The organism is Georgenia wangjunii, from assembly GCF_036421975.1.
Classification (GTDB): Bacteria; Actinomycetota; Actinomycetes; order Actinomycetales; family Actinomycetaceae; genus Georgenia_A; species Georgenia_A wangjunii.
Genome location: NZ_JAZGON010000009.1, coordinates 81,856 through 98,980, shown reverse-complemented (window position 1 = coordinate 98,980; position 17,125 = coordinate 81,856). Strand labels below are relative to the sequence as shown.

At 73.2% G+C, this 17,125-nt stretch carries 11 protein-coding genes and 1 tRNA gene; 3 read left to right on the top strand and 9 right to left on the bottom strand.

All coding sequences use genetic code 11. From position 1 onward, the window contains the following. Positions 1-329: 329 nt before the first annotated feature. From mobF to V2J63_RS13060, 5 genes are all read right to left on the bottom strand, one after another. Entirely contained in the window at positions 330-3,863 is a 3,534-nt protein-coding gene (mobF, locus tag V2J63_RS13080; RefSeq protein ID WP_331231488.1) for a MobF family relaxase, read from the bottom strand. A gap of 708 nt (positions 3,864-4,571) precedes the next feature. Continuing rightward, on the bottom strand, positions 4,572-5,768 hold the full coding sequence (locus tag V2J63_RS13075) for a tyrosine-type recombinase/integrase (protein WP_331231487.1): 1,197 nt from the start codon (positions 5,766-5,768) through the stop codon (positions 4,572-4,574). 6 nt (positions 5,769-5,774) lie between these two features. Continuing rightward, a complete protein-coding gene (locus V2J63_RS13070) occupies positions 5,775-6,005 on the bottom strand; it encodes a helix-turn-helix domain-containing protein (protein ID WP_331231486.1) in 231 nt (76 codons plus the stop codon). A gap of 180 nt (positions 6,006-6,185) precedes the next feature. Next, positions 6,186-6,259 (bottom strand) — tRNA-Met (locus V2J63_RS13065). Between the two features lie 192 nt (positions 6,260-6,451). Continuing rightward, complete coding sequence (locus V2J63_RS13060; RefSeq protein WP_331231485.1) at positions 6,452-9,481, bottom strand: UPF0182 family membrane protein; 3,030 nt, start codon at positions 9,479-9,481, stop codon at positions 6,452-6,454. Between the two features lie 128 nt (positions 9,482-9,609). Between V2J63_RS13060 and V2J63_RS13055 the strand changes: the two genes are divergently transcribed. Continuing rightward, entirely contained in the window at positions 9,610-10,206 is a 597-nt protein-coding gene (locus V2J63_RS13055; RefSeq protein WP_331231484.1) for a PPA1309 family protein, read from the top strand. A gap of 8 nt (positions 10,207-10,214) precedes the next feature. Here the strand turns inward: V2J63_RS13055 and V2J63_RS13050 are convergent, their stop codons facing one another. Beyond that, positions 10,215-11,357 carry a YlbL family protein gene (locus V2J63_RS13050; protein ID WP_331231483.1) on the bottom strand — a complete coding sequence of 381 codons (1,143 nt, stop codon included), beginning with the start codon at positions 11,355-11,357 and terminating at the stop codon, positions 10,215-10,217. Positions 11,358-11,467: 110 nt separating this feature from the next. Between V2J63_RS13050 and V2J63_RS13045 the strand changes: the two genes are divergently transcribed. Together V2J63_RS13045 and V2J63_RS13040 are read left to right on the top strand one after the other, a co-directional pair. Continuing rightward, entirely contained in the window at positions 11,468-12,970 is a 1,503-nt protein-coding gene (locus V2J63_RS13045) for a zinc-dependent metalloprotease (protein ID WP_331231482.1), read from the top strand. 193 nt (positions 12,971-13,163) lie between these two features. Continuing rightward, positions 13,164-14,195, top strand: coding sequence for a ThiF family adenylyltransferase (locus tag V2J63_RS13040; RefSeq protein ID WP_331231481.1), 1,032 nt, complete (start codon positions 13,164-13,166; stop codon positions 14,193-14,195). 18 nt (positions 14,196-14,213) lie between these two features. Here V2J63_RS13040 and V2J63_RS13035 read toward each other — a convergent pair whose 3' ends face one another. The 3 genes from V2J63_RS13035 to V2J63_RS13025 form a co-directional block, all read right to left on the bottom strand. Continuing rightward, complete coding sequence (locus tag V2J63_RS13035) at positions 14,214-14,552, bottom strand: WhiB family transcriptional regulator (RefSeq protein WP_331231480.1); 339 nt, start codon at positions 14,550-14,552, stop codon at positions 14,214-14,216. Positions 14,553-14,662: 110 nt separating this feature from the next. Then, positions 14,663-14,809 carry a hypothetical protein gene (locus V2J63_RS13030; protein WP_331231479.1) on the bottom strand — a complete coding sequence of 49 codons (147 nt, stop codon included), beginning with the start codon at positions 14,807-14,809 and terminating at the stop codon, positions 14,663-14,665. A gap of 161 nt (positions 14,810-14,970) precedes the next feature. Further along, entirely contained in the window at positions 14,971-17,031 is a 2,061-nt protein-coding gene (locus tag V2J63_RS13025) for an ATP-dependent helicase (RefSeq protein ID WP_331231478.1), read from the bottom strand. Positions 17,032-17,125 lie beyond the last annotated feature (94 nt).

Here is a 17,125-nt window from a genome sequence, read left to right as displayed (position 1 = left end):
TGTGCGGTGGCTAATGGTGGCGCGATGTCGCCCGTGCGGGCCAGCGCCGGTAGGTCTCCAGCCAGCACGCGGTGCGGCGGCGCACGGTCAGATAGACCCAGACGAACGGGCTGCGGATGGCGACGCGGGCAAGTTCATCGTGTCGGTCGCGGCGAACAGCGTGGGTGCCACCACCATGCGGAGCCGCCGGTGCCCAGGTGCTCCCCGCCGCGGCCGGGATGACCGGGACGTATTTGCTGTCCACAGATTTACGCCGGGGGGCTAGACGCCGTGCGCTCGCCTCCACGCTGGATGCCGTGCGTGTGATTCTGGTTGAGCCTTGGGGCGTGCTAGAGGCTGCGCTCGTGCCTGCGGGCACCGCGCGCTCCGGCCTCCTGCGTCTGGGCAATGGCCTGGGCGCGGCGCAGGGCTTCGGCGGCGCGGCGCCGATCGCGTTCCTGGGCGAGGGGCTGGGTCGAGGCGCCGAGTGGCGCGGGGCTGGTGATGTCGTTCCGGTCGCGGTAGGCGGCGATGACGGCCAGCTCGGCGAGCCACCGTTCGCGGTCACCGGCAGCGAGCGGCCGCTCACCGATGCGGGACACCCAAGGCGCCCGGTCGCGGATCGCGGTCTCGGTGAGTGTGCGGGCGCGGGTTTCGATGAGCTCGCGGCGTTCGGCGAGTGCGCGGGTGGCGTCGGCGGGCAGCGGGCCGATGACGGCCGGGAGGAGTCCGGCAATGAGATCCGGGGTCGTCCCGGGAGCGGGCCGTCCCGCCGCTCGGGCGAGGCGGGCGGTGAGGACGGCGGCGATGTCGTCGGCGTCGAGCAGGGTGCGCTGGGCGACCAGGCGCGGCAGCAGGATGTTGACGTCGTGGTGGTTGGCCTCGGCGCGGCGCAGTTCTGCCGTGAGGACGGCGAAGGCCTCGGACGAGGTGACCTGGTTGGCTTCGGCCGGCGTGAGCCCGCCCGCATTGACGAGGGCGTCGGTGACGAGAAGGGTCCAGCGACCCTGCTGGGCGGTGGCGGCGATCGTCTCGTACTCGGCCGCGAGCTGGGCGATGCCGGTCCACGTCTCTTGCTGGGCGGCGATGGTTTGGTGCGCGGACAGCTCGAGCCCGCAGTGGTTGAGCACGCCGACCAGGACGCTGCGTGCGGTGGTGTCGGCTTCGGCGGGGGTGGTGTGCAGGGGGTCGGGTTTGTCGAGGGCGACGTAGGCGGTGTTGGCGCGTCGGCCACGGGTCATGGACACGTACAGGTTCTCCCGGGTGGTCGAGGGAGAGACGACGACATGCGCGGTGTCGACGGTCATGCCCTGCGCGCGGTGGGCGGTGACGGCGTAGCCGAGGTCGACGTGCCGGGCGACGTAGCACGCCGGCAGCGTCACGCTCGCCCCGCTGGGGTCGCCGGCTCGGCGGACGTCGAGCGTCGCGTCGCTTCCGACGTGGGTGACGGTCCAGCGGTCGCCGTTGCGGAGCCACGTGTGGGGGCTGGTGTGCAGGCGACGGTCGTTGCGGCGCGTGATGATCACGTCGCCGGCGGATGCGCGGGCGTCGTCGCGGAGCGCGACCTCGCGCGCCGTGGACGTGTGACCGGACTGGATGCGTTCGGCGCGGGCGCGCTCGTTGAGGTGCCGCACGGACTCGGCGGCTTCGGTGACGAGGATGGAGGCGCGCCCGGCGGACAGGTCGTCCTGCCAGGCCTCGTAGGCGGCGTCGATCATGGCCTCGGTGGTGCCCTCGAGGATGCGGCCGTGGCTGGCGTACGTGTCGATCGCGGCGACGTCGCCGTCACGCAGGGCGAGGGAGGCGTCCTTCTCCCACTCGTGGACGAAGCGCCGCACCTCGAGCAGCTGTGCCAGGTCGCCGGCGCGGGCCTCGACGAGCATGCCGAATGCTCCGCCGGCGTCGACGGACTGCAGTTGGGCCGGGTCGCCGACGAGCACGACCTTCGCGCCGACCTCGGCCGCGCGGGTGGCGATCGCGTCCAGGGTGCGGGTGGAGGCGAGGGTGGCCTCGTCGAGGATGACCATCTGGCCCGGGCGGAAGTCCGCCCTGCCGTGCCGGTGGTCGTGAAGCCATTTCGCAGTGTTGTCGCAGCCGAGGCGAAGGTCGTCGGCGAGCACCTGCGCGGCGGCGGCCGACGGCGCCATGCCGACCACGGACCCGGGTCCGTGCTGGGCGGTCCAGGCACCGGCCAGGGCGGCCATCGCGGTGGACTTCCCGGTGCCGGCCGGGCCGACCAGCAGGTCCAGGCGCCGGCCCGAGGTGAGGATTCGGGCGAGCGCGGCGGTCTGCTCGTCGTCGATCACCGCCCCATCACCCCGGGTGCCGAGCGGCACGGTGTCGACGAAGTGCGGTGGGACGAGGGCGGGCGCGGTGCGGTCCTCGGCCAGGGTGAGCAGCCGGTCCTCCGCGGCGAGCAGGCGCTGACTGGAGTAGTAGGTCGAGTGCCGGGGGCGCAAGGTGGTGGTGCCGTCGTTCCGCCGCATGCCGGCCGGGGTGGACGCGACCTCGGCGGGCGTGAGCGCGACGGACTGCCGGGTGGCGGCGTCGGTGATGAGCGCGACGACGAGCTCGCGGTCCGAGGCTGTCTCGAAGCGCCAGCCCATCGTGCGACGCGAGGCCTCGGCCCACAGGTTCCAGTGCCGCCAGGTCGACCGCTTCTCCGAGACCGCCTCCACCACCTCGGCGGCCGCCTGATCGATCACGAGCATCGGCACGGACTCGAAGGTGAGAACCTGCGCAGCCCGCGTCGTGGTGAGAGCGCGCGCCCACTCGGCGGGGTCGCCGCGCACCAGGTCCCACGCCCGCCCGCGCCACTCGGCGGTCAGCTCGGACAGCGCCCGGATGGTCTTCTCGGGCCGGGTGTCGAGGGTGGCCTCGGCGCGCATCCGCACGATGCGCCTCTTGGAGGGTTGGTGGCCGTGCTCGGTGACGTATTCGGCGATCTTCGCGTCGGTGGCGATGTCGATCGCGCGGGCGCGGCTGGAGAATTCGGCGATGAGGGCTTCGCTGACGCCGCGGATTTCCCACTGCGCAGTGCGGTCCTCCCCCCGTTCGCGCCGCTCCCACGACAGGCCGAAGGTCCCGGTGAGCCGGTCGGCGAGGACGGCGTTGTAGTGCTCGGACAGCGCGACGATCGCGTGGTGCACGGCCCGGGAGTCCAGGGCGCGCCAGGTCCCGTCGTGGGCGGTCATGACCTTGTTGGACACGACGACGTGGGTGTGGAGCTGGGGGTCGTTGGCGCGGGAGTCCCAGTGGTCGTAGGCGGTGGCAGCGATCCCGACGACGGGCACCTGCGCGATGCCGGCGTGGCCGGTGCGGGTCGCGGCGACCTCCCGCTCGAAGAGGTCGAGCAGCTGCGCGACGGCGGCGTGGTGGGCCTCGACGATGAGCTCCTGGGTGTTGGCGTCGGCGACGCCCCACAGCACCGAGACCGACTTGGGCACCGAGAACGTCAGGTCGAACCCCGCGGTCGCGGTCTGCGACCCCCGCACGGCCTGCTCGGCCTGGATGCGGGCCACCTCGGCGTCGAACTCCTCAGCGGGCAGAGCCCGGTCGACCCGGGAGGTCAGCGCCGCGGTGCGCTCGACCACGGACGGGTACTCCCGGAAGGGCCGACCCAGGCTCTCCCCGGTGACCGGGTCGTTGCCCCGACCCAGGAGCGTCTGCAGCTGCTCCGGTGTCACCGTCGTGCCGGGGCGCAGCTCGCCCGCCCCGAAGTAGGCGACTCCCTTGCCCATCCACACCCCGGGCGGGGTGCCGGCCTCGGTGAAGTACCGGGTGAACGCGCTCGCCTGGGTCGCGTCCCCGTCGCCCTGCACCACCGACCGCAGCAAGTAGCCGTAACCCTTGCCCGCCGAGACCACCCGCATCGAGACCGTCACACCAACCAGGTGCGCCTCGGGTGCCAGAGGTGTGGGGACTACAACGGGCACCGTCTCGGCCTGCCCTCGGGATGGCTGAGACGGGTGCGACCGCTCGCGGGGCGACTTCCGACGATGGGTCTGCGGTCGGCGCCGGACACCGCGTCGGTGCCCTCCGGCGTCACCGGCACACCTGGTAGTCGAACAGGCCTTCTCTGGGTCGTCGAGGGGCATGGGGACGCTGTACGACGAGCTACAGCGGAGGGCGGGGAGGAGGGAACTGAAACCGGTCGCCAACACGCGGCGACCTTCTCCCCGTACGCACCGGCACCTGGGCTGATGTGCGTCGTCATGGTGCGTACGGGGTGCGTACGGGGTCGGGCACCCCGTACGTTCTCCGCAACGCACCCGGGCGAGAGTGAGTCCCATGGAACCCGTGATCGCACATGTGAGCTGGGTGAAGGCACCGTGGCAATGCACGTCGGCGACGACGGCAACCCGTGGGGAAGAGAGCGGTGGTGATGAGTCATCACGACCGCGGACGCGCCGTTGCCCGGCAGATGGTTCGCTTCGGTGGAGACGACGACAGCCTGGGGCAAGAGAGCGGTGATGACGACTCGTCACCACCGAGGATGCGGCCCCCATCCCCCGGCACGTGCGCTTCGGTGGAGAAGGCAACCTCGGGGAAAGAGAGCGGCGGTGAGGACTCCTCACCACCACGTCGCGCACCTACTGCTCGTCGTTGCTGCTGTCACGAGGAGCGAGTGACTCGAGGATCTCGGCGGTCACCGGGTTCACCTTCTCGTCGGGCTCGATGTAGTGCTCCTTGGTGATCTGGGATGAGGTGTGGCCTAGCATCTCGGCCGCGAGGTCCGCACCGCCCGCCCGGTCGATCACCGTTGCGACGGTCCGACGGAACGAATGCGGCGTGACACCCGAGATGCCGGCTTCGTCCAGGATGGCGCGCAGGCGCCGGCGAACGTTGTTGGTCGTCAGCGGCGTGTGGTTGCGGCTGAAGAAGATCAGGTGCTCCGGGTCCTCCGCGACGATCGTGACGAGCCGCTGACGCAGCACCTCCGCGGTGAACGACGGCACCGCGACGGTTCGCGTCGACTTTGCGGTCTTGGGGTGCGGCTGCCGGTGGGTCGGCTTACCCGTCGGGGAGACGATCGTCCCGCTGAGCCGGACGGTGGCGGGCGAGACGGTGACGTCGACGTCGCACTTGCGGATCGCGAGCACCTCGCCGATGCGCGCCGACGTCCCGAGCATGACCTCGATGATGTGCTCAAGCTGGCCGTCTGGCGGTGGGCCGGGGACGCCGGGGCCGCGTCGCCAGCCTCGAACTGCGGCGCGGATCGCCTCGACCTGCTTGGCCGTCAGCGCCATCGCCTGGGATGGAGGCTTTCTGAGCCGGGTCGTGTCCCGGACCGGGTTCTTGGCGATCGCGTCGTAGCGGACGGCAAGACCGAGGGCGAGGCTCAGGACAGTCCGCGCCTGCTTGGCCATGCTGTAGCTCTTGGTCGTCGCCAGTGTCTTGATGAACTGGTCGACCTGGCGAACGGTGATCTCCCGCAGGACGTAGTGCTCGAAGGCAGGCATGACGAGCTGACGCATGTTGCGCTCATAGAGTGCACGCGTGCTCGGCGCGAGCTTGGACTCCACATCGAGGTCTTCCAGCCAGGCATCGACGAGTGTCGCGAAGGAAGTGTCCCCAGTCACCTCTCCTCTGGCGACGTGACTCGGCCTCCGTGCGAGAACCCTCTTGAGGTTGCGCTCGGCGTCCTTGGTCGAGGTGCCGGTGGCCGAGACTCGACGCAACTGGCCGTCGTTGTCGCGGTATCGAGTGCGTGCACGGACCCGTCCGCCGGTGACCTTGACGTAGGTGATGTCACCGAAGGTGCCGATCGGCGTGCGCGGCCTACCCATGACCGGTCACCGTCCCTGCGGCGCACGCCCGGGCTCGACCTCGCGGTTGTGCCGGAGCCACTCGTCGATGTCGGTGACGAAGTAGCGGATCTGTCGTCCGACGTGGACGGCGCACGGTCCTTTGCCGGCCAGCCGCCAGTCGTACAGCGTCCTGACCGGCACATCGAGGTACTCCGAGAGTTCCTCGATGCTCATCAGCGGCTCCAGGCCGCCCACGGTGCGTGCGGTGCCGTCCATGCCAGGTAGGTGTGCAGCCATCGCCGCACGTCTCCGTGCTGGACGGGTCCACTCCGTACCGGACCCCGGCAACCGGTCGAGGAGGGGTTCCTGGACCGGGTTTCTGGACACTAAGTGGACACTCGATCAAGTTCCTAAACGCCTTCAGGCCCGGAATCCGTAGATTCCGGGCCTGATTCGTAGCGGGGGCAGGATTTGAACCTGCGACCTCCGGGTTATGAGCCCGGCGAGCTACCGAGCTGCTCCACCCCGCGTCGGTAGATACAGACTATGTCGCGGCCTGCGCCCGGGGCAACTCCGGCCCGTGTGAGCCGCCTCACCGCCGCTCCCCAGGCACTTCTGCATGACCATGACGGGGTGCGGTGCGCACGGGACGTCCGGGCGACGGCCGAGCACCGGCGCCGCGGCCCGCCCCCATGACGGGGGGCGGCCCGCGGCGGTCGGTGTCAGCCCTCGCTGTCCTCGGTCGCAGCGTCGGTGGCGGCGTCCGTCGGTGCATCGGTGGCACCCTCGGCGCCGGGGGTGAGCTCGGCCTGGGCCTCGACGGCGTCGGCGAGCGCCGCATCGAGCTGTGCCTGGGCCTCGCCGTACGCCGTCCAGTCGCCCTCGCTCAGGGCAACCTGGCCGGCCTGGACCGCGGCGTCGATCGCGGCGATCGCGTCCGTGAGGCGCTGCTGGGCGCCGGCGTCCACCTCGGTGGTGCCCTGCGGCCCCTCGACGTCCGGGGCGTCCGGGTCCTCGATCTCACCGACGACGTCGGCATCACCGCCCTCGGCGCCCGAGTCGCCGCCGAAGACCTCGTCGAGGGCCTCGGTCAGCGTGCTCGCGAACCCGATCTCGTCGCCGAAGGCGACGAGCACGCGCTGGAGGAGCGGGTACTGCGTGCCGGCGGACGCCTGGACGTAGACCGGCTGGACGTAGAGCAGGCCGCCACCGACGGGCAGCGTGAGGAGGTTGCCTCGGATGACCTGCGACCCGCCCTGCTCGAGCAGGTTGAGCTCGGTCGAGACCCTCGGGTTGGAGTTGAAGTTGTTCTGCACCTGGCCGGGTCCGGGGACCGTGACGTCCGAGGGCAGCTCGAGCAGGCGCATCTGGCCGTAGTCGTCGCGCACCTCGCCGGGGGTGTTCCCCGTCTCGGAGTCGACCGCGAGGAACCCGGTGAGGATGTTGCGGTCCGTCTGGCCGCCGGGGATGAAGCTCGACGTGAGGGAGAACCGCGCCTCCTCCTGGTCCGGCATCTGCATCGTGAGGTAGAACGGCGGCTGCGGCTCGCCGGTGCCACGCGTCGGGTCCTCCGGGATGTTCCAGAAGTTACCGCCGGAGTAGAACGAGGCGGCGTCCTCGACGTGGTAGCGGCTGAGCAGCTGGCGCTGGACCTTGAAGAGGTCCTCCGGGTAGCGCATGTGGCTCATGAGGTCGCCGCTGATCTCGCTCAGCGGGCGGATCTGGTCGGGGAAGACGTTCATCCACGTCGCGAGGATCGGGTCCTCGTCGTCCCACTCGTAGAGCGTCACCTCGCCGTCGTAGGCGTTGACGACCGCCTTGACGGAGTTGCGGATGTAGTTGACCTCTTCCGGCGCGGGGCCGATGACGACGCCGCCGGTCGTCTCGGTGAGCGCGTCCGTCGTCGCCTCCTCGAGGGACTCGCGAGCCGAGTACGGGTACTCGTTCGTCGTCGTGTAGCCGTCGACGATCCAGACGAGCTCCTTCGGGGTCGACTCGTCGTCGTCGGTGTCGACGACGGCGGGGTAGGCGCGCCCGTCGAGCGTGAGGTAGGGCGCGACCTTGCCGACGCGCACGTGCGGGTCGCGGTCGTAGAGGATCTGCGAGGAGTCGTTGACGCGGTCGGAGAAGAGGATCTGCTCGGAGCCGAAGCGCAGCGCGTAGAGAAGCTTGTTGAGGAAGCTGCCCAGGCTCGGGCCGCCGTCGCCGGCGTAGGTGGTGTTGACCTGGCCGTTGGGGGCGTCGTCGTCGGGGTAGTCGAGCTCCCACGGCGTCGTGTCCTCGGGGGCGCCGACGATCGAGTAGTTCGTCGTGTCCTGGCCGAAGTAGACGCGCGGCTCGAACTCGCCGAGCTCACCCGTGCTGGGGATGCCGCCCTGGAAGAAGGCCGGCTGGCCGTCGGAGGAGACGGTGTTGCCGTAGGCGGCGACCACGCCGAACCCGTGGGTGTAGACCGTGTGGTCGTTGACCCACGTGCGCTGGTCGTTGCCGAGGCCGTCCTGGTTCAGCTCGCGCACGGCGATGACCGTGTCCCGGCTCTCGCCGTCGATCTCGTACCGGTCCACCGAGAGGGTCTCGGGGAAGTTGTAGTACTGGCGGTTCTGCTGGAGCTGACGGAACGTCGGGCTGACGACGTTGGGGTCGAGGAGGCGGATGCTCGCCGTCGACTCGCTGTCCTCGCGGAGCTGACCGACCTCGGTCTCCGTCGTCGCCGCGTAGGTCTCGGTCTGGACGTCCTGGAGCCCGTACGCGGCCAGGGTCGCGTCGATGTTGCGCTGGATGAACGGCGACTCCGCCTCGACGGCGTTCGGGTCCACCTGGAAGCGCTGGACGACCGAGGGGTAGATGCCGCCGACGACGATGGCGGAGACCACCATGACGCCGACGCCGGCCGCCGGGAGCATCCAGCTGCCGCGGAACGCCGCGACGACGAAGAGGACGGCGATGAGCACGGCGATGACGGCGAGGATCGTCCGCGCCGGCAGGTTCGCCTCGACGTCGGCGTAGGAGGCACCGGCGAACCGGTCGTTCTCCCCCACCATGAGCGAGTACCGGTCGAGCCAGTAGCTGACGGCCACGAGGAGGACGAAGAGCGCGGCGAGCACCGAGAGCTGGACCCGGGCCGCCTTGACGACCTTCTGCGGACGGCCCGCGAGGGAGACCCCGCCGTAGAGGTAGTGGGTGACGAGCGAGGCGGCCGCCGTGATGAAGACGACGGTCATGAGGAAGGACAGCAGCGTGCGCGCCAGCGGCAGCGTGAAGACGAAGAACGAGATGTCCAGCCCGAACTCGGGGTCGGTCTGGCCGAACGGCTCACGGTTGAACCACATGAGCACGGTGCGCCACGACCCGCTCAGCGACGTCCCGGCGAAGAGGCCGAGGACCACTGGCGCGCCGATCATGACGAGCCGGCGCAGCGGCTCGATGCTCTCGCGGTAGCGGTCGAGGTTCTGCTGCTCCGGGGTGACCGGTGCGTACACGGGCCGGGTGCGGTAGGCGAGCGAGAGCCCGGCGAAGACGGCGCCGCCCATGACGATCGCCCCGAGCGCGAACAGCGCGGCACGGGTCCCCCACTCGGTCCACAGGACCTGCTCGAACCCGAGGTGCTGGAACCACAGCACCTCGGTCCAGAGCTGCGCCATGATCATGAGCAGGACGCCCAGGACGCCCAGGATGACGAGCGTCGGCACGAGGGCGCCGCGGCGACGCGGCGTCCGGGGGCTGGGCGGTCGTGGGACGGAAGCGGTCGTCACGGGTGGGGCACCTCAAAGCTCGGGGGCGGGTGTGCGCTGCTGGTCGCGGCGTCCGTCAGTCCAACGCCGCGCGTGCCCCCTAGGTTCCCATATGGCGGCTGGACCCGGGCGTGCGGGACCATGGGGGCATGACGACCGATCCCACCACCGGACCGACCACGCCCGACGACGCCCCGACCCCAGCTCCGCCGAGCGCGCGTCAGCTGGCGCTGACGGGGGCGGTCCTCGACATCGAGCGGCACGCCAGCGCGCTCGGGTGGGACTCCCCCGTCCTCGTCTTCGCGCTCGTGCGGACGGCGTCCGCACTGGCGACCGAGCCGCGGCTCGCCTCCGAGCTCCCCGACGGCGCCGTCGCGGCGGCGCAGGAGGACCCCGAGCACCTCACCTCCGTCGAGCAGGAGGGCCTGCCCGAGGCCTCGTCCCTCGAGGAGCTCCTCGCCCAGCTCGGGTGGCCCGAGTCCGTCGACGGCGCCGCCGTCGTCGTCGAGCGCGTCGTCGTGCCGCCCGAGGTCGAGGCGGGCATGCCGGAGGACCCCGACGAGGCGATCGCCTACCTCGGCGCGCACCCGGCGCGCCAGGACGTCCGCATCACCGCCGGTGTGCTGCGCACCGGGGAGTCGTGGTGCGCGCTGCGTTCGCGCGGGAACGACTCCGACGACGCCGTCGGGGGCTCTGCCGACGCGGTGCCCGGCCTCGTCGAGGCCCTGCGCGCGACGTTCGCGTAGCCGGCGGCTCAGCCGTCGGCGGCGCTGCAGCCGGGGAGCGACGCGCCGTCGCCCGCGGCGATCGCCTCGACGGCGGCGCGCCCCTCGGCGAGGGTGGAGACGGCCACGACGTCGAGCCCGTCGGGGACGTGCCCGACGACGGAGGCGCAGTTGTCCTGCGGCGCGAGGAACCAGGTGGCGCCGTCGCGCCGCGCCCCGGCGAGCTTCTGCTCGATGCCGCCGATGGGGCCGACGTCGCCGTCGATCGTGATGGTGCCCGTCCCGGCGACGACCTCCCCGCCGGTCATCGCCCCGGGGGTGAGGACGTCGACGATGCCGAGCGCGAACATGAGACCGGCGCTCGGCCCGCCCACGTCCTCGATGGCGATCTCGATGTCGACCGGCAGGTCGACGTCGGGCGCGATGAGCACGCCGAGGAGGCTGCCGCCGGAGCCGTCGTCGCCCGTGACGACGTCGAGGGCGAGCTCCTCGCCGGAGCGCAGGACGCCGAGGGTCACGGTCGTCCCCGGCGGGGTCTGCGCGAGCACGTCGGCGAGGGCGCCGAACGAGGTCACGTCGACCCGCTCCCCGTCGTCCGCCGTGATCCACCGCAGGACGTCCCCCTCGGCGACGATCCCCTCGGCCGCGCCGCCGGCCGGGACGTCGGCGATGTCGAGGACCGCGGGCACCTCGTAGCCGAGCTCGCTCAGCGCCGCCACGCTCGCGTTCGTCTGCGAGGACGTCATCTCGGCGCTCGACTGCTCACGCACCTCCTGCCGGCTCTGCTCCGGGGCGAACATCGCCTCGCGCGGCGTGACGCGGCGCGAGGAGGAGAGCCAGCCGCGCAGGACGTCCCCGACCGAGGCGGGGAACCCGGGGCCGCCCACGACCGCGACGGTCGTCAACCGGAGCTGGCCCTCGGTCGGGTACGTCTGCGCCCCCTCCACCGCGATCATCGGGGAGCCGTCGACCTGGGAGAGGGTGTCCACCGTGGGCCCGGGGCTCTGGATCGCGTAGGGGGCGGGCACGAGCATCATCGCGAGCACGAGGACGAACGTGACCGCACCGGCGATCGCCGCCGTCACGACGCGCGGTGAGACCGATGAGGCCGGCTCGGGCTCCGGGAGGTCGGTGCCAGGCACGGTCCCGGTCGAGATGTCCACTGTTGCCACCGCACAATCATCACCCACCCGGCACGTCCGCCGCGCCGGGGGCGGGGTCCGGCGCGTACCGTGGACCCGCGCGCACTGCCCCCCTTCCCGTCCACGTCAGGAGCACCGTCATGAGCGAGGAGCCGAGCCGCCGCGGCGACGCGGAGGACAGCTGGGAGGCGCTCCTGCGCTCGATGCTCGGCCCGGAGGCCGCGGCCGAGGCCATGCGGGCGATGCAGGCCTCCGGCATGGACCCCGAGGCGATGGCCCGCGCCGCCGGGCTGCCCGCCGACCGGAACCAGCTGTCGATGATGCTCGCCCAGATGCAGCAGGTGCTCGCCGCCGGCGACGGCGGCCCCGTCAACTGGGGCCTCGCGCACGACATCGCCCGGCAGGCCGCCCGCGCCGCCGGCGACCCGACCGTCACCGCCACGCAGGCGAGCGACGTCAGCTCCGCCCTCCAGGTCGCCGACCTGTGGCTCGACGCCGCGACGGAGCTCGGACCGAGCGGCGGCTTCAAGCGCGCCTGGAGCCGCAGCGACTGGGTCGAGCAGACCCTGCCGACGTGGAAGCGGCTCGCGGAGCCGGTCGCGGCGTCGGTGGCGCGCGCGCTCGAGGAGACGATCGGCGAGCAGACCGGCGAGCTCGGCCTCGAGGAGCACCCGCTCGCGTCGCAGCTCGGGTCCGCCGGTGGCATGATCCGTCAGCTCGGGGGCGCCGTCTTCGGCATGCAGGTGGGCCAGGCCGTCGGCACGCTCGCCGGTGAGGCCTTCGGCACGTCCGACACGGGCCTGCCGCTCGTCGAGGCGCCCGACGCCGCGCTCATCCCCGCCAACGTCGCCGCCTTCAGCGAGGGGCTCGACGTCCCGGCGGACGAGGTGCGGCTCTTCCTCGCCGTGCGCGAGGTCGCCCACGCGCGCCTCTTCGCGCACGTGGGGTGGCTGCGCACGCAGCTCCTCGGCTCGGTCGAGGCGTACGCCCGCGAGATCACGATCGACACCTCCGCCATGGAGGAGGCCGTGCGCTCCATCGACCCGACGGACCCCGAGGCGCTGCGCGAGGCGTTCTCCGGCGGTGTGTTCGCCCTCGAGCAGAGCCCCGCGCAGAAGGCGGCGCTCCTGCGCCTGGAGACCTCGCTCGCCCTCGTCGAGGGCTGGGTGGAGGAGGTGACCGCCCAGGCCGTGGCGGCGCACCTGCCGCACGCCGTCCCCCTGCGGGAGATGGTCCGGCGACGCCGGGCCGCCGGCGGACCGGCGGAGCAGACGTTCGCCACGCTCGTCGGCCTCGAGCTGCGTCCCCGGCGCCTGCGGGAGGCGGCCACCCTGTGGGCCAGCCTCGGCCGCGAGCGCGGGACGGCGGAGCGTGACGCGCTCTGGAACCACCCCGACCTCATGCCCACACCCGAGGAGCTCGACGACCCGCTCGGCTTCGTCGGGGCGCGGGACGCGGCCGCCGTCGCGGACGAGGAGGTCGACGCGGCCATCGCGGACCTTCTCGGCGGCGCCGACGACGACGCGGCTGCTGCTGCCGATGCCGCCGCGGGCGAGGCGGCCGGCGAGCCGGGCGCCGGCGGCCCGCGCGAGATCGGGCCGGGCACCTCGGGCCGCGACGACGGCGAGGACGACGCGCGCTGACCGTCCGGCACCGCGGGCGACGACGGGCGCCGACCCGGCGCTGACCCCCAGCGGTGCCGTACGCCCCTGCCGGGCACGGGCCCCAACCGGTACGACCCGCCCGCGCCCCCGCCGTCCGTCCACACCCTGGGGACGGCGCGAGAGGTGACCGTCCACGCCGTGGCATCGTGCCAGCAGGCCGAAGGAGGGTCGCATGCGTCTACGGGCGGGGCTGGCGATGCTGTGGCGGCGGGAGGGCGAGAGCCAGGTCGGGACCGACCCGCGCTGCGCCGTCGTGCTCGAGGGACTGGCTCCCGCCGAGCAACGGCTCCTCGACCGCCTCGAGAACGAGACGACGACGGCCGAGCTGCTCAAGCTCGGCCGCTCGTCCGGGGTGCCGGCCGCGCGGGTCCGTGCGCTCGTCTCGCTCCTCGCCCACGCCGGCGTCCTCGACGCCGGGGGCGGGCCCGGGGCGCCGCCGGTGCCGCGCGCGCCGCTGCGTGCCGACGTCGACCACTGGTCCCGTGCCCGCCCGGACGGAGACGGGGCGGCGGTGCTGGGGCGCCGGCGCTCGGCGACGGTCGCGGTGCTCGGGCTCGGGCGCCTCGGCGCGACGCTCGCCGGGGCCCTCGCCGCGGCTGGGGTGGGCGCGGTCCTCGTCGACGGCGTGGGCACCGTGCGCCGCGACGAGGTGGGGGCGGGCGGCTACGTGCTCGCCGACGTCGGCCGGCCGCGCCGGGACGCGGCGCTCGCGGCGCTGCGGGCGACGTACCCGGAGGTCCGCACGTCCGCCGCCCCGGGCACGCGCCCGGACCTCGTCGTCCTCGTCGAGCAGGACGTCTCCGACCCGGTGCGCCTGCGCGCGCTGCTGCGTGAGGACGTCCCTCACCTCACCGTCGTCGTCCGCGAGCTCGACGTCCTCGTCGGACCGCTCGTGCGGCCCGGGGACGGCCCGTGCGTGCGGTGCGTCGAGCTGCACCGCGCGGAGGCGGACGACTGCTGGCCGGCCGTGGCGACCCAGCTCCTCGGCACGCCCGACCGGGGCGTCGAGACGAGCCTCGCGCACGCGGGCGCCGCCGCCGCCCTCGGCCAGGTGCTCGCGGCCCTCGACGGGCGCCCCGTCGCCGTCGCCGGGGCGAGCCTGGAGATCAGCACGTCCTCGCCCGTGCCGGAGCTGCGCCGGTGGCCGGCGCACCCGGACTGCGGGTGCGCCGGCGTGCCGGGGGTGGACGTCGCGGGCCGGTGACGGCGCCCGCCGGGCCGCTCAGGCGACGGCCCGGTTCTTCGGCGGCCGCCCCCGCCCGCGCTTGCGGGCGACGACACGGCCGTCGACGAACACCTCGCCGCCCCACACGCCCCACGGCTCGGCACGCTCGAGGGCACCGGCGAGGCACTCCGCCCGCAGCGGGCACGCACGGCACAGGTCCTTGGCGCGCTCGACGTCGGCGGTGCGCTCCGCGAACCACAGGTCCGCGTCCTCGCTCCCGCGGCAGGGGACGCCGACGTCGACGGTCGCGGTCGCCTCCGCTGCGGGAGGGACGAAAGAGGGCCAGGGCGCCGAGGAGCTCTGGGTCATGCTGTCGAGAAGGGTGGTGAGCTGCACGAGATTCTCCGTGAGTGCCGGGACGGGTGCGGCCGGCGGCTCGGCTCAGGAGATGAGACGCGAGGACCGCGGGCCTACGGGCGCCGCGGTCGGGAGGAGAACCTCTGGTTCTACCTGTTCCGGACCGGGCGGCCCTCGGGCTTGCCGGTGGGCGCGGGGCGCAGACGCACCCCTGCCCCGAAGGCTCCGAGGGTGGGCGCGACGATGCGCTCGTACCATGCGGCGCTGGCCGCCGTGCGGCTGACGATGCTGATCACTCGGCTCACCTCCCTCGGCTCACGGGTCCTCGCGCTGGCTAGGCACAACCCGGTCGGTCACGGACGTCGGGAAGCCTACGACCGCCCCCGATCGGGGGGCAAGGTATTTTCGGGCGGACTTTTTCGCGGGCCGTTCCCGCGGCCGTTCCGGCCGCCGGGCCTCAGCCTGCGGGCGCCTCGACGACGACGTCCTCGCCCCGGACGACGGCGAGCACGTGCGGGCCGTACGCCTCGAGCTTGGCGGCCCCGATGCCCCGCAGGACGCCGAGCTGGCGCAGGTCCTTGGGATGGGCGGTGGCGATCGCCTGGAGCGTCGTGTCGTGGAGGACGGCGTAGGGCGGCTTGCCCGTGGCGGCGGCGACCTGCCCGCGCCACGTGCGCAGGCGCTCGAACAGCTCGGCGTCGGCGGGGTTCTCCTCCGCCAGGGCCGCGATCTGCGCGCGGGCCTCGAGGCGTCGCGCACGCACGTCCGGGCGGACGTCGCCGCCGGTGGGCCAGATGCCGTCGAGGAAGCGGGAGGGCTTGCGGCTCGCCCGCCCGCCGACGGTGCGGGCACGCGCGTAGGAGAGCATGAGGTGCTCGCGAGCACGCGTGATGCCGACGTAGAGGAGGCGGCGCTCCTCGGCGATCGCGTCGTCCCCCTCGGCGAGGGAGATCGGCAGGAGCCCCTCGCTCACGCCGACGAGGAAGACGGCGTCCCACTCGAGCCCCTTCGCCGCGTGGAACGAGGCGAGGGTGACGCCCTCGACGGTGGGGGCGTGCTGGGCGGAGGCCCGCTCGTCGAGCTCGGCGACGAGCCCCGGCATGTCCGCCCCGCGGGTGGCAGCCAGGTCGTCCGCGAGCGCGACGAGGGACTGGAGGGACTCCCACCGCTCACGCGCCGCGCCGCGGGCCGACGGCGGCTCGGGCGACCAGCCGGCGCCGGTGAGGACGTCACGGACGACCTCCGGCATGGGCGCGTCCGCCGAGCGGGCCGCCCCGCGCAGGAGGACGAGCGCCTCGCGCACCTCGCGGCGGGAGAAGAACCGCTCGCCGCCACGCACGAGGTAGCCGATGCCCTCCTGGGCGAGCGCCTGCTCGAGCGCCTCGGCCTGACCGTTCGTGCGGTAGAGGACGGCGACCTCGCTGAGCGGGACACCCTCCTGCTGGAGCTTCGCGATGCGGGTGGCGACGCCGCGCGCCTCGGCCACGTCGTCGTCGAACGCCTCGAACCGGGCCGGGGGGCCTGAGGGGCGTTGGGCGACGAGCTCGACCGCCGCGGAGGACCGGTGCCGCCCGGCACGGGCGAGGACGCGGTTCGCGAGGTCCACCACCTGGGGGGTCGAGCGGTAGTCGCGCACGAGCCGGACGACGCGCGCGTCGTCGAACCGGCGGGAGAAGTCGGTGAGGAAGCGCGGTGTCGCACCCGTGAAGGAGTAGATCGTCTGCGAGACGTCCCCGACGACGCAGATCTCGCGCCGGTCCCCGAGCCAGAGGTCGAGGAGGCGCTGCTGGAGCGGGGAGACGTCCTGGTACTCGTCGACGACGAAGTGGCGGTACTGCTGGCGCACCTGCGCCGCGACGTCGTCGCGCTCGGCGAGGATGCCGACCATGAGGAGGAGGACGTCCTCGAAGTCGATGACGCCGCGCTCGGACTTGACGTCCTCGTAGACGCTGAGCAGGCGCGCGACGGTCGTGAGGTCGTTGCCCGCGACGCCCTCACGCCCCTCGCTCGCGGCGCGGCGGGCGTAGTCCTCGGCGGTGACGAGGCTGACCTTGGCCCACTCGACCTCCGAGGCGAGGTCACGGATCGCGACCCGGTCGACGCCGAGCCCGAGGCGCCCCGACGCCTCCGCGACGAGCCCCGCCTTGTGCTCCGCGATCCGCGGTACACCGCCCCCGATCGCGGACGGCCAGAAGTACGACAGCTGGCGCAGCGCGGCGGCGTGGAAGGTGCGGGCCTGGACGCCGCCGGCGCCGAGGTCGCGCAGCCGGGACCGCAGCTCCCCCGCGGCGCGGGCCGTGAACGTCACGGCGAGGACGGTCGCGGGGTTGTAGACCCCGGCGTGGACGCCGTGCGCGATGCGGTACGTGATGGCACGGGTCTTGCCGGTGCCCGCACCCGCGAGGACGCACAGCGGGCCGGTGAGGGACTGGGCGACGGCGCGCTGGTCGTCGTCGAGCGCGGCGAGCAGCTCCTCGCTCGTGCGGGGAGCGCCCGGGGCGGCGGTCTGGGAGGTCATCGCTCCCAGTGTCCCAGGCGGTGCCGACACCGGGGAGGGGGTGTGGGTGCGCTGCCGCCGCAGCGGCGCGACGAGCCGCCCGGCGGGGAGCCGA

Excerpts from the sequence above, each read along its gene's own strand:
- V2J63_RS13075 (WP_331231487.1), bottom strand. The coding sequence starts at position 5,768 with ATGGGTAGGCCGCGCACGCCGATCGGCACCTTCGGTGACATCACCTAC.
- V2J63_RS13070 (WP_331231486.1), bottom strand. The coding sequence starts at position 6,005 with ATGGACGGCACCGCACGCACCGTGGGCGGCCTGGAGCCGCTGATGAGC.
- V2J63_RS13040 (WP_331231481.1), top strand. The coding sequence starts at position 13,164 with ATGCGTCTACGGGCGGGGCTGGCGATGCTGTGGCGGCGGGAGGGCGAG.
- V2J63_RS13045 (WP_331231482.1), top strand. The coding sequence starts at position 11,468 with ATGAGCGAGGAGCCGAGCCGCCGCGGCGACGCGGAGGACAGCTGGGAG.
- V2J63_RS13055 (WP_331231484.1), top strand. The coding sequence starts at position 9,610 with ATGACGACCGATCCCACCACCGGACCGACCACGCCCGACGACGCCCCG.
- V2J63_RS13025 (WP_331231478.1), bottom strand. The coding sequence starts at position 17,031 with ATGACCTCCCAGACCGCCGCCCCGGGCGCTCCCCGCACGAGCGAGGAG.